The organism is Trinickia violacea, assembly GCF_005280735.1.
Classification (GTDB): domain Bacteria; phylum Pseudomonadota; class Gammaproteobacteria; order Burkholderiales; family Burkholderiaceae; genus Trinickia_A; species Trinickia_A violacea.
Map to the genome: position 1 here is coordinate 3,050,654 of NZ_CP040077.1, position 14,621 is coordinate 3,065,274.

The 14,621-nt window shown below is 60.5% G+C and carries 20 protein-coding genes; all 20 read right to left on the minus strand.

Annotated elements, in window-relative coordinates; genetic code table 11:
* Positions 1-14 precede the first annotated feature (14 nt).
* The 20 genes from FAZ95_RS13840 to FAZ95_RS13930 all read right to left on the minus strand — a co-directional run bounded on the left by FAZ95_RS13840 (position 15) and on the right by FAZ95_RS13930 (position 14,266).
* A complete protein-coding gene (locus FAZ95_RS13840) occupies positions 15-1,295 on the minus strand; it encodes a S49 family peptidase (RefSeq protein ID WP_137332984.1) in 1,281 nt (426 codons plus the stop codon).
* Complete coding sequence (locus FAZ95_RS13845) at positions 1,292-2,878, minus strand: phage portal protein (protein ID WP_137332985.1); 1,587 nt, start codon at positions 2,876-2,878, stop codon at positions 1,292-1,294. The genes FAZ95_RS13840 and FAZ95_RS13845 overlap by 4 nt, the downstream gene beginning before the upstream one ends.
* Before the next feature lie 4 nt (positions 2,879-2,882).
* The gene (locus tag FAZ95_RS13850) at positions 2,883-3,215 is read right to left on the minus strand and encodes a hypothetical protein (RefSeq protein WP_137332986.1); all 333 of its coding nucleotides are present in this window, start codon (positions 3,213-3,215) and stop codon (positions 2,883-2,885) included.
* The gene (locus tag FAZ95_RS13855; RefSeq protein ID WP_175425599.1) at positions 3,212-5,173 is read right to left on the minus strand and encodes a phage terminase large subunit family protein; all 1,962 of its coding nucleotides are present in this window, start codon (positions 5,171-5,173) and stop codon (positions 3,212-3,214) included. The genes FAZ95_RS13850 and FAZ95_RS13855 overlap by 4 nt, the downstream gene beginning before the upstream one ends.
* Entirely contained in the window at positions 5,088-5,693 is a 606-nt protein-coding gene (locus FAZ95_RS13860; RefSeq protein ID WP_217497399.1) for a DUF1441 family protein, read from the minus strand. The genes FAZ95_RS13855 and FAZ95_RS13860 overlap by 86 nt, the downstream gene beginning before the upstream one ends.
* 443 nt (positions 5,694-6,136) lie before the next feature.
* Positions 6,137-6,706: a hypothetical protein gene (locus tag FAZ95_RS13865; RefSeq protein WP_137332989.1), complete on the minus strand. Its 570-nt coding sequence runs from the start codon at positions 6,704-6,706 to the stop codon at positions 6,137-6,139.
* Positions 6,707-6,813: 107 nt separating this feature from the next.
* Positions 6,814-7,440, minus strand: coding sequence for an RNA-binding protein (locus FAZ95_RS13870; protein ID WP_137332990.1), 627 nt, complete (start codon positions 7,438-7,440; stop codon positions 6,814-6,816).
* Positions 7,441-7,478: 38 nt separating this feature from the next.
* Entirely contained in the window at positions 7,479-7,805 is a 327-nt protein-coding gene (locus FAZ95_RS13875) for a hypothetical protein (RefSeq protein WP_137332991.1), read from the minus strand.
* 140 nt (positions 7,806-7,945) lie between these two features.
* The gene (locus FAZ95_RS13880) at positions 7,946-8,632 is read right to left on the minus strand and encodes a DNA-binding protein (protein ID WP_137332992.1); all 687 of its coding nucleotides are present in this window, start codon (positions 8,630-8,632) and stop codon (positions 7,946-7,948) included.
* 43 nt (positions 8,633-8,675) lie between these two features.
* Positions 8,676-9,059 carry a phage protein NinX family protein gene (locus tag FAZ95_RS39315; RefSeq protein ID WP_175425601.1) on the minus strand — a complete coding sequence of 128 codons (384 nt, stop codon included), beginning with the start codon at positions 9,057-9,059 and terminating at the stop codon, positions 8,676-8,678.
* Positions 9,056-9,337, minus strand: a complete 282-nt coding sequence (locus FAZ95_RS39320) for a hypothetical protein (RefSeq protein ID WP_175425602.1) — start codon at positions 9,335-9,337, stop codon at positions 9,056-9,058. Before FAZ95_RS39320 ends, FAZ95_RS39315 begins: the two co-directional genes overlap by 4 nt.
* A gap of 14 nt (positions 9,338-9,351) precedes the next feature.
* Positions 9,352-9,819: a DUF1364 family protein gene (locus tag FAZ95_RS13890; RefSeq protein WP_137332994.1), complete on the minus strand. Its 468-nt coding sequence runs from the start codon at positions 9,817-9,819 to the stop codon at positions 9,352-9,354.
* Positions 9,820-9,823: 4 nt separating this feature from the next.
* On the minus strand, positions 9,824-10,150 hold the full coding sequence (locus FAZ95_RS13895) for a hypothetical protein (protein ID WP_175425603.1): 327 nt from the start codon (positions 10,148-10,150) through the stop codon (positions 9,824-9,826).
* A 74-nt stretch (positions 10,151-10,224) separates the two neighbouring features.
* Positions 10,225-10,452, minus strand: coding sequence for a hypothetical protein (locus FAZ95_RS13900; protein WP_137332995.1), 228 nt, complete (start codon positions 10,450-10,452; stop codon positions 10,225-10,227).
* The gene (locus FAZ95_RS13905) at positions 10,449-11,597 is read right to left on the minus strand and encodes a helix-turn-helix domain-containing protein (protein WP_137332996.1); all 1,149 of its coding nucleotides are present in this window, start codon (positions 11,595-11,597) and stop codon (positions 10,449-10,451) included. The genes FAZ95_RS13900 and FAZ95_RS13905 overlap by 4 nt, the downstream gene beginning before the upstream one ends.
* The gene (locus FAZ95_RS13910; RefSeq protein WP_137332997.1) at positions 11,594-12,463 is read right to left on the minus strand and encodes a ParB/RepB/Spo0J family partition protein; all 870 of its coding nucleotides are present in this window, start codon (positions 12,461-12,463) and stop codon (positions 11,594-11,596) included. The genes FAZ95_RS13905 and FAZ95_RS13910 overlap by 4 nt, the downstream gene beginning before the upstream one ends.
* A 21-nt stretch (positions 12,464-12,484) precedes the next feature.
* The gene (locus tag FAZ95_RS13915) at positions 12,485-12,676 is read right to left on the minus strand and encodes a hypothetical protein (RefSeq protein ID WP_137332998.1); all 192 of its coding nucleotides are present in this window, start codon (positions 12,674-12,676) and stop codon (positions 12,485-12,487) included.
* Positions 12,673-13,509, minus strand: a complete 837-nt coding sequence (locus FAZ95_RS13920) for a DNA adenine methylase (RefSeq protein ID WP_217497400.1) — start codon at positions 13,507-13,509, stop codon at positions 12,673-12,675. Before FAZ95_RS13920 ends, FAZ95_RS13915 begins: the two co-directional genes overlap by 4 nt.
* Positions 13,506-13,769 (minus strand): hypothetical protein, encoded by a 264-nt coding sequence (locus tag FAZ95_RS13925; RefSeq protein WP_217497401.1) that lies wholly within the window; start codon positions 13,767-13,769, stop codon positions 13,506-13,508. Before FAZ95_RS13925 ends, FAZ95_RS13920 begins: the two co-directional genes overlap by 4 nt.
* An 8-nt stretch (positions 13,770-13,777) precedes the next feature.
* Positions 13,778-14,266, minus strand: coding sequence for a YmfL family putative regulatory protein (locus tag FAZ95_RS13930; protein ID WP_254699699.1), 489 nt, complete (start codon positions 14,264-14,266; stop codon positions 13,778-13,780).
* Positions 14,267-14,621: the final 355 nt, after the last annotated feature.

Consider the following 14,621-nt stretch of genomic DNA (forward strand, 5'->3'; position numbering starts at 1 on the left):
TCACTCGAATCGGCCTAGCCAAATCGCTTCCAAAGCATCGCCGATTGTTCGGCAAACGCATTCTTCTTGTCGCCCATATTGCTGGCGAGATCCGCCTTCACGCCGGCCGCATCGGCCAGTTCGGCGACCGTACGGGCGCCTGTGGCTGCCTTTGGAAACGTCGCGAGCAGTGCGCCGGCCGTTTCCGGCGTCATGCCGGGCGTCAGTGCGAGCGTCACAGCCGATTCGCCACGGTCGGCAGCCTCCGCGTGCTGGAGAATCGCGGAGATTCGCGCGCGTTCCGCGTCCGCGCCCGCCTTGAAGCCCTCGGCACGGGACTCTTCGGCCAAACGCAGAGCCTCCGCAGCCAGCATCACGTCTTGTCCCTGCGCGTCAGCGCGGGCACCTTGCGTACTCATGAGTACACTCCCCTTCGAAGTGCCGCCCAGACGGGACAGCGTTGTGGAAAACTCATTGATCGCGTCGGAAAACGGCATGACCGCGTCCGCAAGACCGGCATCGACTGCGGCGCCCCCGCGATACAGCCGTGCCTCAGTGCTCAAAACCGACTGCACGTCCATCTTTCGCCCGTCTGCGACGCTCGAGGCGAACAGCATGCGCAGCTGGTCAAGCTCTCCCTGCCACCGATCGCGCACTCCATCAGGAAGAGGCTCGTAAGGGTTGCCGTCGACCTTGTTCGCGCCGGAATGGATGAGCGTTACCTTGACGCCGTCATCTTCGAGCTGCTTGCTGTAGTCCGCATGCGCCACCAACACACCCACGCTGCCGACCTCAGCCGTCTGCGTGACAATCAGCCGGTCGGCGGCGCTCGCAAGCCAGTAGGCAGCGCTCGCAGCGAGCTCGTTCGCATGGGCCCAAACCGGCTTCGACGAATCCGCGATCTTAGTGGCCAGATCCTTGACGCCCGACACCTCGCCGCCCGGCGAATTGATGTCAAGCATGATTCCGCGTACCTCGGGATCGGCCAGGGCACCGGCCAGTTTCGCTTCGATGCCGTCGTAACCCTGCAGTCCTGATACGGGGTCAAGGGCGGCGTTCTTATGAACCAACGTGCCGTCGACCGGAATCACAGCGACGCCGCCCTGAACGTCGTAGGCCCGATACCCACGCGACGGATCGTAGGCATTCAACACGCCAGCAATTGCCTGCCCCTCCAGCGATTCACCAGACGGCAACACGAGCTCGCTGATATTCAACCGCGGAGAAAGCGCGGCGAAAAAAAACCGGGCATAGCCCGGTTCAAGCAGGAGCGGCCGATTCAACGCCCGCGCCGCAATGTGTGGATAGCTCTTCATTCAGTCTCCACCTGAAGCATCGCGATCGTTTCCGGATCTGCCTGCCCTGCGTAGGGATCGGTAGTCGGCAATCCAAGCTCTTCCATGTACGCGATCTCACGCGCGCGCTGCTCGAGCTCTTCGTCCCAGCGATCGCCGTTGTCGGCGGTCACGTTCATGAGGTTCGTTTCGCCTGTCGTCAGCTTCGTCTGGTTCGCCTTCGCCGTCTTCAGCTCGTCGATCACCATCTTGCCCGCGCCAATCCAAGTCGATCGTGTCACCGCAGACCTCGCTTTCCAGTAGTCGACGCCTGGGGGCGGCTTGATCCTGCCGCGCGTAATTGCCTCGTCCATCCACGCCCGCACCATCAATGATGCGATGCGATCTACAAACCCCGCTCGCTTCCCGCTGACGTACTTCCATGCAACGTCAATTGAGGCGCGCGCGCTACTGTACGTCGTCTTCGAAAAATCCCCGGTGTACTCCTCGTATGATGTGTTCGTTCCACGTGCGCAGTGGCGCATCATCGAGGTCCGGAATGACTCGGCGTTCGCGTTCGGGTGATTGGGCGTCGTGAACTCAAGCGCTTCGTTCGGAAACAGGTGGGGGATTTTCACCCCATCGTATGTGAGGTTCGTTCCGCGGTGATACGCATCCTGCGCGACCATGAAAGCCGAAAGCTGATCTTGAAATGAAGCCCCGTTGAGCGCTTCCATGGCAGACCGGGCACCAAATTCCGACTTGATGACCATCGCGTAGGTCGTGGCGATGATCGCCGCCTCCAGCTCGACGTCCTCAAACCGGTCGACCATCTTCATTTTCTGAATGACGCTCGCGAACTGGCTGAATCCCCGCGTCTGGTTTGGCCGTTCGGCTTCGAACACGTGGATGATGTTCAGATCGCCGAACCGGTTGTACTTCGGATAGCGATCCCACGTGTACGAACTCATTCCATAATCGACATCCTGCTGGTGCCGGGTCCGGATCCAGTACGCAAGCGGCGCACCCCACGCATCCAGCTCGACGCCGGCACGCATCTTGTCGACGTCCATCGTCAGATTGCGGTTGCACATCCGCTCGGGTTCGATCGTCATGAAGCACGTCGAGTAGCCAGCTGGGCTCGAACGCCACTCGCGTGACAGAATCGCCTCGCCTTGCAGCATTTCGGTTCCGACACATTCCCGCAGGATCTGCGTCATCGTCCGGCGACGCGTCGCATCAATTAGGCATTCAGGATCGTCCGCATACAGGCTGAATTCCTGCTCAACCTGCGCAGCCCAGTCGTTCGCCGTCTTGAAGTCGATGCCGAGTGTCTTATAGGCCGGTCGAAGCTGAAGGCGATAATTCGCCCCGACAACGCGATCTTTCTGCGACTGAAGCGCGCCACGAGCGAAGCCGTTGTTGCGCGCCAGGTCGTGCGCGCGCCCTTCGACAATCGCCTTTTCCGGGAGCATGTCCCGGTCGGCGCTCTTCAGCGACGGACGCCAGTGGGCGAGCTCACGACTGATTCGCTCCCCCGACTTGAATGCTGCCCCATGAACCGTCACGCGATCGTCGGCACCACTGATCGGCACGCCGTGCTGATCAAGAATCTGAATGTCCATAGGGTTACCAGAAGCGACGACGCAACGGATACGCGCCCTCCCATCCGTGGTCTACAAATTTCGGCCTACCTGGCGCGCGATGACATGGAATGCCGAGCACCGCATAGCTTTGTGCACAAGGGCACTGCTGATGCAGGTTCAATATGAACTTCAGCAGCGCGTCAGGATTACGGCGACTGAATTCGGTTTCGGTGTCGATCGACTTGACCTTCACGACCTCCCGTGTTCCGCTCAGCAACGCCGTGTATGCAGTAATGGCGGCTGCCATCATCTGATCGCACGTCGGCAGCGTCGGCGCGACCGGCCCGCACGGTGGCGTAGTTAGCGGATCGCTCATGAATTCATGCTCCTGCCAAGCTTCTCGAAGATCGAGAAGTCATCTTCCTTCTTGTTCACCTGCTCGGCGAGCGGACGAGCCCAGTGCGGCGGCTTCGTCCAGTCGATCGTTTCACCCTTGATCATGATGTGCGCCGCGAGGTTGTACACCATCAAGTCAAACGCCTCGTTGCCCTGTTGCTTCGACCGACGCTTCCAGCCATCCGGCGTCCGGACCTCGGCCGTCAGCTCCTTGTAGAACCATCCGCCGAGCCATTCCGGAAAATGAATATAGCCCGGTCCCGGTTCTTCGCGATTAAGCGAGCGGTCGATCTCGTCTTTCAGTTGATTGACGTTCAGGACGTACAGCGGCACTCCGGTCCGCTTGAACTCGGTCGTCGACCGCGCGCACCGGGGTGCCGTCTTCGTCGATCCACCTTTGATCAGCATTACACGCGCCGCTTTTCCCAACTTATTCAGGCGACGCCAGTACGCATATGCGTTTTCGGTCGCGTCATCCATACCGCCGGTATCGATCACGACCTGCTTCACCTCAAGCTCAATCCCGCCTTCCGTCTGGTATTTCCGCTCGAGAACCTTGTCCAGCACGTGCCAGTCTTCGGCGTGCGTGAACGGCTCGACGCGCATGAGCTTGCTATCCTCGCCCATCCGGTCCGACTCTGACACATTGAACCGGTCGACCACCCAGCGCTCGCCGTGAGGCCCCCAGCCGATCACCTGAACGACGAAGCGGTTCTTCTGCTGGTCAATCGCCATCGTCAGGAATCGGACATCGCCCCAGATCCGACGCTTCTCGACCTTCTCGGCGCGCGCCTGGTAGACGTCGGGATCTGCAACCGTGGTCGCGACTGGCGGCATGTAGGGAACGCCCCAGTCCACATTCAGCGTCGCCTTGAGCGTCTGCGCGTTGCCGGTCGTGTCCTCCGCGCGCTTCGCCTTCAGATAGTTCGACACCAGGCTCGACCACGACTGGAACGCAGCGGCGACGCCGAACATCCAGAACGACGCGATGCGCGAGCGACGTGGCCCACCGGATCGCCAGCCCTCCGCGCGCCAGACTCCCGCCTTATTCATCGCGTGCTTGTGGCTCTCGTCGATCACTGCGCCGCATTCCGGGCAGATAACATGGGCTGTCGCGCCGGCCGCCTCGGGGTCCTCGATCGACGTATCCCAATGCAGCACGCTACGTGGATGTTCCGGCCAACTGAACGCCTCGAACATCTCAGTGCAATGCGGGCACGTCCAGTACCAGCGTCGGCGATCGCCGTCGTTGTATAGCGCGAGGATTCCCTCGGTCGGGGGAGCCTCATGCTCGGCCCTCGGTTTCCATTCAGGATCGAGGATTTCGAAACCCGGCGAGCTTTCCGCCAGTGTCATCCCGCCCGACATGAACGAGGTCGTGCGCTTGCGAGCCAGTGTGAACGCGCCGCCCTCGCCGCCAACGTCCGACGGATACCCGTCGTAGTCGGTCAATGCCATGCGTGGAACGTTCTTGCCGCGGAACTTGCCCGGCGCCGGCCAACCGAGCCGCAGCCGGTTGCCCGCGCGAAAACGCTTGTCGAACACGTTGTCGTCGTTGCCGAAGGGCGACAGGCGTGCGCGCATCTCCGGGCTGGCGTAGATCATCCGGTCGACGCGATCGCGGCTGAATGTCCGTACGTCATCCTGAGTCACGTGCACAACCATCATGTCAGCCGGGCTGTCGACCACCGTAAAGACGAGCCAGCCTTCCACCAGTCCCTGGGTCTTGCCGCTCTGCGCGACGCCAACGAACACAACAGCGTCCAGATCACGCCGGTTAAGACAGTCCATCGCCTCGACCACGTATGGGGTGATCGACGGATCCCATGGCCCCTCGTAGCCGCCCGGCGTGCTAATCCGAAGGTTTGCTATTGCGCTTTCGCTTACCTTGTCTCGCTTTGGCGGGAGAAGAATCTCCAGCGTTTCCGCTGCTTCCATCCGGCCCGACGACAGGCTGCTTATCGGGTAAGACGACAGATAAGGCATTCTTATATAGATCAGCGCGCACGCTCGTTATCTTGCGTGCGAGTTCAGAAACCTGTTCGGGCGTAAGACCAGCCGACCGCTCAAGTACGTCGGGCAATGTGTCCAGGAAGGTCGCGAAAAACTTTGACAGGTCGGCGATCTGCTCGACGTGTTGCGAGACTGCCATGAGCTCACCCTCGAGCTTTGCGAGTTCCAGATCGTTGATCCGCGTCCGACTGCGCAGGTTTTCAATTTGCGCCTGCTTGAACGGATCATCCTGCTCGAACTGCGTCTCCGTGCGGATCTCGAGTTCGCGCTTCCACATATTGCGCAGGCTCATGCCCGCAAGGTAGCGCCCACGGCCGGTCTTGACCGTCACACCGTCTGCCGCAAGCCGCGCCACATGCTCGATCGACGCGACGGGACCGAACTGTGTCAACCAGTGCGCCGACACTTCGAAGTCCGCTTCGGCAGCTTTCGGCTCTCGCGCCATCTTTGGAACCCCTCTGTCAATTCGTGAGGCGTTTTTCACCCCTTCCGCACCAACATTCTTGCAAGTCGAAATTCGATACAAACCGCGTGCAATAAGGCGCTCCGCAATTATTGCAAATCACGTAAAAGTGCAATATTGATGTTGACGGGGGGTGTTTTGAGCCCGAAATTTACTTAAAGAACGCGCGTCGCCGCATTCCCCGCGGTTTCGGCCTTCAGAAACAAGGACCCGCACCGTTTTGGTGCCACCGTGCGGGCTGCGCGTCCCGCGCGACGTCTGCACCTCGTTGCCGAGCCTACATTTCAGCGGCGGCAGGCTGCGGCCCAGTGCCAATTTGACGACCATCATGGCGCACCTTCAATCGGTGGGACACTGATTGAAAGCGCAAAAGAAAAAGGGCGGCACATGGCCGCCCAATTCTTCTGTCTCACGTGGGTCCGCTGCTAGTCCACGCTCGCGTACCCGTTATTCACTGAGAAGACGACATTACTCTTATTTACCAAGTCATCTCTATGGCAGTTCGTGTTCCAAACCTTCTCGGTCTGGGAGAATCTTCCGCCAGCGAATACCCCAAACCCGGTGTCCATACCACCAAATCCGTTTCGCGCGCGGAATGTCACACAAACGACTTTCATGTCTGGACTGACGCCTGCTTCAATCCACTGCACGGAGTCCGGATCGCGCAACGTCTGCTTTACTGCGCGCATCGTAAGCAATACTCCTTTGTTCTGGAGATCCTCTGTTTCCTTGGCATCCTGCGCAGTCTTTTCTTCTGCGGCCTCCTTGACCACCTTCTCTTGCGTTTCGGCCGCCTCTTGCTGCTGTGCCACCTCTTGCTGCTGTGCCGCATCTTCTTTGTGCTGCTCAGCAGAGGCTTTTTCCGGTTTCGGCGTTGGCTTTGGAGCGAAGGGCGAATAGAGGATGACCGCAGCCGTGAGCACCGAAAAGCACTTCGTTTTAAAACTACGCTGATTCCACCATTCCCAGCAGCCCCGCAAACAGTCTTTGAACACCGCGACTCCCCTTGATGGTATGGCAACAAGGCAATCCTATCCGCACGGGAAATCTGAAAACGTCAACAAATGCCAAGCTATGCGGCGCTGCAATACGCCGCCCAAACCTACGATGCACCTGCCTTGCGCGCGATGCGCTCGAATTCCGCTTCCAGCTTCCCATCGAACACCTTCTGGATGACGGTATTGATGGTCTGTTGAGGGTGCAACCGCTCCTTGACATGAATCATCGGCTTCAGGATAAACAGCACCTGAATATCTCTTTGCCCGATGACTTCTGCGGCCACGGCATACAACCCCGACTTAAGAGGCACGACAAACGCTTTGCCCTGCGCGATCAACGCGCTCGCACGCTGTTTTTTCGGCAACACCTTGCTGCCAGCACCAACGACAGGAATTGCAAGGTACGGTTTCCCGTTAACCTTGACGCTCTCGCGCCCCTCATTGCCTGCGCGACGGTTCGCGCCTTCAACCTGTTCGGCCGTCCACCAGTCGAGGCTACCGACGGTAGCCGTCAAGTGATCCTTCGTCGCCTTATCGACCTGAAAGCCCTGCTGCGTGCGCTTGTTGCGCAACGTGAATGTGCCCGGCAACGTCTTGGTCCGGATCGTCTTCTGCGATTCGAACGCGACGCTATTCAGAGCCTGCGACGTCGCATACGGCAAATCCCGCGAAAACATGCGCAGGTTGAGCGCCAGTTTGTCGAACGAGGTATTAACGTCGATTTTGATCATGGCTGCCCAGCCACTGCAGAAGAGTTAGCGAACTCGCTTCAGTTTGCCGTGATGGTGATGCCCTGCGGCGAATCGTACGTCGCAGGCGCTGCCGAATTCACCGTGAATGCCTGCGTGATGGCATTGCCGATGTCACCACCAGTCGTGTCGATAGCAGCCGCCGTCGCCGAGTACGCGCCGTCCGGCACGTTGTTGAACTCAGCCACATAGGGAGCGGCGGTGAGCGTCTGCGCTGCGACGGGTGCGCCGGTCGAATCGACAACAGGGTTGCTCTTGCTGTCGGTGAGCGATACTTTGATGCCGCCGAAGACTAGCCCAGCAGGCAGTGCGGCAGCAGCGGTTGCGACGGTAACGGTGACTTTCATGGCGATCGATCCTGAAATGAGACGGCGCGTAAACGCAAAAAGCCCCGCTCGGCAAGCCGGCGGGGCCTTAGACACACTTATTCACAGTGTCAGATTAAGGCCTATTTTACGGTCGAAAACCTCAATGTTCAAGAAATTCCTCATTGCCCGATGAAACTCAGCGAGGAAAGCAGTTCGTCGGCACGCTTGCGCGCCGACGATTCAAGCCCGTCCGAGGATGTCGTGGGCTCGCCACCATCCGCCGCATTGTGGGGAACAACATCAGCGGTCCCATCACCAGCAGGCACGCGCACGCGCTTTCCATCCTTCAGTTTTTTGGGCTTTGGCTTTCCATACATCCATTCCTTGATGATCTTCCAGTGCGCCGAAGCGGTATTTTCCGAGACTCCACAGGCGCATGCGAGCGCCTTTAATTCGACCTTCACGCCGATCGATTTTTCGACGAGTCGCCTGCGAAGCACATAGTTTGAAAGATGCCCAGCGAGTTGCGTCAGCGCTGCCTGCTCGAGCACTCGCAAGGCGTCATCCCATTCAGGATTGATTTTGTAACCTGAGCAACACGAATGCCGACATTGGCATGGAATGGATCGAGGAGCAAAGCGCGCGATCAGCACAGCCCGATCGAGTTCGGATAGCTGCTGCAACTCGCGACGCAGCATACCCGCCTGCCCCGCACCGTCGTTGCCAGCGAGACCTTTTCCTGTTCGCAATGCTGGCGAGGCCATGCGATTTACGAGGGGACGGTCCTGTTGCTGCATCGAATAGCTGAAAGCGAATTTGAGCGCGGCCTCTGTCGTGTGGAACAGCTTCTCTGTCGTTTCTGTCATTTGTCGTTTCCTGCCATTGCAATACACCACATCCCGTAAATACTCACCGTCGCGCTGTCGTCTGGTGTTGCGTTCGCTCTGCTGCCGCCTCTGCCACCCGTAGACGACAAATCGCAACCAGCGGTGATTCGGCGACGAACTGACCGCGCCAGTGCGGGTTGTTCTGCGCTTCTGCGAGCCAGACCCACACCGGAGGCGCGCCGCCCGCTCGCCGATCAAGACGCGGATACAGCGTGTAATGTTGACGGTCATAGATTCGGCCGGCGAGCTGCCAGTTGTGCGTCGGCTCGTATACGCTGTAGCCATGGTGCGGCACGTCAATGCGGCAATACGACCAGCCGTACATACGGCAGAGCTGTGCTTCGAAACCTTCGGCAAGCGCGACTTCATAGTCGAGCTCGGCGCCGCACAGCTCTTCCACGTTCATGCCCTTTCCCTCACGTTCCATTCCAGATCGCCGCTCGCGAGGAACGGCGCCAATGATTTCCGGTTGTCCTCCAGCTTCGCCTCGACGCTGTATGTGCCGTCCGGATTGCGCAGCCGACGCGCCGCCAGCTCGCGGTACTTCTCCGGTAGATCCACATCGACGAAGATGTACGCGGCCTTCCCTGTTCCCTGCACCGGCAGCCGTACGCGCGCGACTATGCATTCGAACGTTTCATAGGCCTCTCGCGTCGCACCAACGATCTCGAAGTCGAGAGGCATGCGCACTAGCAATCTCAAGCGGCCTCCGATACAGGTTGGGTTAGTCCCATCTTTCGCGCGCGTACCGGCTCCCAGCGCGCGTACGCAGTGTCGAATGTCGTGACCTTCAATTCACGCGGCGCCGATCCGAAATCCAGCCAGTAGTGACATGGTCCGCAGCCCGGTACCGTGAATTCGTGTTTCGCCTTCAGCGCGCCGCCCTTCCCGTGCTTCGACTGGTTGCTGTGGCAGTCGACAACCGATTCGTGCGCCCAGCCCACCGAACAGCACACACCCGGCACGAGCAGATAGCACTCTTCACCGCGGCACGCCGCCAGATACTTCGAACCATCCGCGACAGTCGGCCGCTTCACGCGCCGCCGGATTTCGCTGTTACGCAGCCACTGCTTGCGCGGCGTCAGCGCGAACGGCTTTGGCTCCTTTCGCTTGAAGCCAGTCCGAGCGAGCGGCGTGTGGCGCTGGAGCGGCGCTGAACGCTTCATGGCGCTACCTGCGCGTCAGTTCCGCGAGCGCCCGCTGACTTTCGAACGTCGCCGTGTAGCCTGTAAGCGTCGAGGTGAGATCCGGGCGCACGCGCAAGTCCTGGTGGCGCGCGAATCCTCTAGCTGTGCCCGCGAGCGAATAAACTTGACCGCGCTCCGTGGCGCGCTTGTCAACCCGCGTAAGCGCTTGGTCGCTCCCCAGCACCCTGCGCACGCTCGACAACGGAGCATCCAGCAACCGCCCCAGTTGCTCGGCCGTGTATTCGCTGCCCTTGCGCATGACCGCCAGCACGCCGTTAAGCGTGACCGTCGGCTTCTTCTGCTTTGCCATCTACACCTCCCTGATATCGATGTTGTGCTTCGTCAAATACCGCTTGAGCCGGTAGCGAAGTGCGTTTCGCTTCGTCAGAACGGAATCCCGGCAGAGCCATTGATGAACGTCGTGCGCACCATCGCGTCCACACGGCGCGATGCGATCGCCTCGAGCACGACGAACAGTTCGCCCGGATGTTCGCGCGCGAGGCGCTCGGCTTCCTGGATGGCGGATCGCTCGCTAAGGTGCCGGTGTTTCGGGGGCCTCGCGCCAGTCGGCGACCACACCAGCCAAAATGCGTTTTCGGTTGGATTGCTCACGATGGGTAGTCGTCCACGGGAAGAAGTGCATCGCCGAAAAACGCGCGCACCTGGTGATACCACTCCGGATTGACGCGCTCAGCTGCCTTCAGCGCAAACTCGATCGCCGCCTTGTCGCGCGCCGCCTTAGCCACGCGAACCAGCAGGTGAGGCGTCGATTCGTCCTTTTGCCGGCTGATGCCAACGGTTTCCGCCTTGGCTTCAATACCGGAATCGCTTTCCCACCACGACCCAGACGGGCTGTCGCGCGCCGCCGGTGTCGCCAGCACCTCCTCGACGAAACGGGCAACGAAGCCCGCGTTGACCGGCCGGTCGTCGCTATCGCGCTCGCGCGCCGCCACCGCGCGCCGATGCGCTTCGCGCAGCTGCTCGAGCGTCACGCCGCGTCCGACCCACGTCAGCACCTGCACGCGGTCGTTCTTCGCCAGCGCAAACGCCTTGCCGCGATCGCGCTCGAGGTCCTGCAGCAGCGCAACCATTGCGCGCTCATCGGCGCCGTCAGGCGGATCGTCGACGGGCGCATCGAGTCCCGACGCGTTCTCGCCTGCCGATGGTGTTTCGGTTTTTTTGCTTTCAGGCAGCAGCAGCGATTGCGGCGGTGGGTCATCGCCAACGTTGTCCACAGCCTCGCGCTCATGCGCGGTTGCTGCTGCTGATGGTTCTTTGATGGTTAACTGATGGTTCGGGTGCAAAAGCTTTGCACCCTTTTCTGCTTCGTTTTGCACCCTTTTCTGCGCTGGTTTGCACCCTTTCTTGTCGCCGTTTGCACCCTTTTCGGTTTTATTGGGTGCAAAATCTGCACCCTTTTCTAGTTCTCCTGAGTTTTCTGTGGATAACTTTAAGGATGCAAAATCTGCACCCTTTATCCACTCAGGATTGATGCGATATTCAGCGGGTCGTCCAGCGCTTTCCCGACCGCCACGAGCGGCACGCACGAGAATCAGCCAGCCCGCCTCACGCATGCGCTTGAGCTGGTATTGGACGGCACGCCGGGACTGGCGCGTCTTCTCCGCCATCGTGTCGACGCTCGGGAAAATGTGTGTGCCGTCGTCGTGCGCGTTGTCCGCCAGCTTCAGCGCGAGAATTAGCTCGCCGCCGCCTTCCGGATACCGGTCGAATACCATGCCCGTAAGCTTTCCGCTCACGCCACCTCCTGGTCAAACGCCTGCATCGCAGCCTTCGCGTCCGCCAGCCCCGGCAATGCCGCCGCCGACTCTTCAATGCCGAGCACCCAGCGCAACGCCGCGGCGCGCTCGCCCGTTGCCGTGGCGAGCTCCGTCTCGATCTTTTTCCGGGTTTTCATGCGCGTCGGTGGTTCGCCCGCCAGCACGGCGCGCTGCTTCCGCGACCGCTCGTGACCCTGTACGCCGTCGCCCGCCTCGATCAGATCCTTGACCTTCGCGCGCTGTTCATCCGGTGTCAGCTTTACGAGCTGCTTCGCGTGCGTGGCACTGATCTGGCCTGCTTCGACCGCCTTCTGAACGGCCGAGCAGCAGTCAAGCAGCTGTACCGTCGCACGCACCGTCGCGACGTTGCAGCCGAAAAGGATCGCGATATCCTCGTCGCTTCGCCCCATGGCCTGCTGGCGTGCCATCTTTTCCGCGCGCGTAATGGGCGTTTCCTGCTGCCGAATCGCGTTCTCGCTCACCATCGCTGCAGAAAGCACACTCGCACGCTCATGAGGCTTCAGCCGCCGCACAACAGCCGGCACGAGCCGGATAGGCTCGCCGCGCGCGCGCCGCCGCCGGTTGGCCTCGCGCGCATTCTTCACGCGCTGCCGGCCGGTCACCACTTCGATATCGCCGGTCTCGGTGTTCTTGCTGACCTCAATGGCCTGGATTACGCCCTGATAGTCAATGTTGCGCACCATGCTCTCGTCGAGCGGCAAATGCACGCGCGAGTCGTACAGCGGGTGCGATTCATCCGTCACAAGCACGAGGTCGTCCGGGTCGAACGTCAGCACGTTCGTCTTCCCCTGCGCGCCGTATGCGTCAATGCTGTTTTTTGCCATTGCAGTTCCTATGCTCGACGGCTATTCACAAAGCCCGTAAATGGACGCACGAGCGGCAGCTCGCGGCCCGTCGCCGTCATGATTGATCGCAATATCGACCGGACGGCCGAAGGTGCGCTCCAGCCCCGTACTCGCGCCCCCGCCACCGGCAACGTTGCCGACGATCAGTTCGCTACCGAGGTCGAGCGGAAAGGTGAGAATGTCGCGCTTCACGCGACCTCCAGATCAAGAGGTCGCTGCGCACGAGCACAGGAAAGAGCCGCGGAGCAAGCAGGATTGATCCAGAGCGTTTCGACACGTGCGCGTGCTCCGTCCGCCATCGTGGCGCAGTCCACGTGATGCCACGAAGCGTAAAGTTCGTCATAGAGCGCGCTTCGATACCCCGACAGCACGACCATGCCGCGCACGCCGCGCAGCAGCTCGGCCAGTTCGCGATGCTGCTCATCTGTCAGCTCGAACCGATAGTCGGTGCCTTTGTCGCGCGTTGACGCGACGTATGGCGGATCGAGATAGAACAACGTCTCCGGGCTATCCTGTTCACAAATCAGGCCAAAAGCGTCGCGATTCTCAATCACACACCCCTGCAGCCGCTCGATAATCTCGACGAGCGCGGGAGGATAGTTGTGCCAGTCCCTACACGGTGAGGTGCCCGACTGGCGCGAGTGGCGGCGAAAGCCGGTCGTGCGGTTATGCGAATTACTGCCGTGACCCATGAACGAACGCACAACCAACCTCCGTGCACGCTCAATCGGGTCGCCGCTCGGCTCATATGACAGCGTGAACTCGTCGCGCGAAAACGGCGTGAGTTCCAGCGCGCGCACAACATCGTCGCCGCGATCGCGTGTAACCCGGAAGAGGTTCACCACCTCGCCGTCGAGATCGTTGTACACGTCCTGATAGCTGCGCGGCTTGGATAGAAGCACTGAGCCCGCACCACCGAACGGCTCCACATAGATCCTGTGTGGAGGGAAATGCTCGATGATCCATTGCGCGAGGCGGAACTTGCCGCCGTGGTAACGGAGGATCGGGCGCGCCGGTACGTTCACAGCGCCTCCCATTCAAGCGACAAGGTCATTTGCGCGAGCGCCGGCACCCTGCCAACGATGTCACGGCACGCGAACACGTCGACGCCGTAACTCGTCGTGCTGACTATGTTGCCGTCCGCATCAATACCGAGCGCATGCGCCATGTTCCCCGCGAGCGCCGCGATCACGAAAAATTTCGTTGTCCCACGCCCGCCCTTCGCCCGGTACACGTCCCCGACCGCAGGGCCGTCGAGCGCGATGCGGAGTGGTATCTTTCCCATTTCGACCTTCACACTGCGTCCTCCGCGTCCTCAAGCGCGCCGCCGATCACAGACACGGGCACGCGGCAGTACAACTTTCGAATCAGGATCAACAACTCCTCGACGGTGCGAATCGCTCGCTCCCCGTCCGCCTCCAACACCGCGAACTCCCGGCCGCCTATCTCGTTGCGCGCCGCGAAACGCGAAAAGTCGCGCGAGAAGTCGCCCAACTCGGCGTGGAGCGCGTTGAACTTCGCAAGGAGCGCATCCCGATCGTCTGGCAGGACGTCGGGCACCTTTACAAAAATTCCGCCGCTCCGCCGTGCGATCTCCTCGGCGAGCAGCGTGGTGCCGGAGAATGTCTGCATCTGCAGCGCGGTATCCAGGTGCAAACGCTGACCGCTGCGTTCGTACACGCGGTTTTCAAGCGCTGACTGCGACATGCCCAGCGCACCAGCCATCGCCGGCCATCCACCGGGAAATGCCCGGATCATTTTGCAGATTGCCTTCCTTAGCATGACTAATCGCCTCGCTGCCATTTACCCACCAGATCGCGCCGCCATTCGGTGGTTTTCAACTTGGGTCAACGGGCATAAAGTCCCGTTGACACTATTTAAAGGTGCGTAAGGTGCGTGCTCACCTTCGTGCCACACTTCCATTCGATGTGCCGTCTACCGACCAAAGTTGTCGGCGCATCGATCCATCAACCAATTCCACAAAGGGAGCACGCATGACCGTGAGGTACTCTTTCGCTACACGTCGTGGCACGTTCCATATCATCCCGACTCGCGACGGACGCTGGCATGCCGTCTTTAACGACCAATCGCTGGGCAGCTACCACACTCCGGCGCAAGCAGCCGACGACCTAGCCAT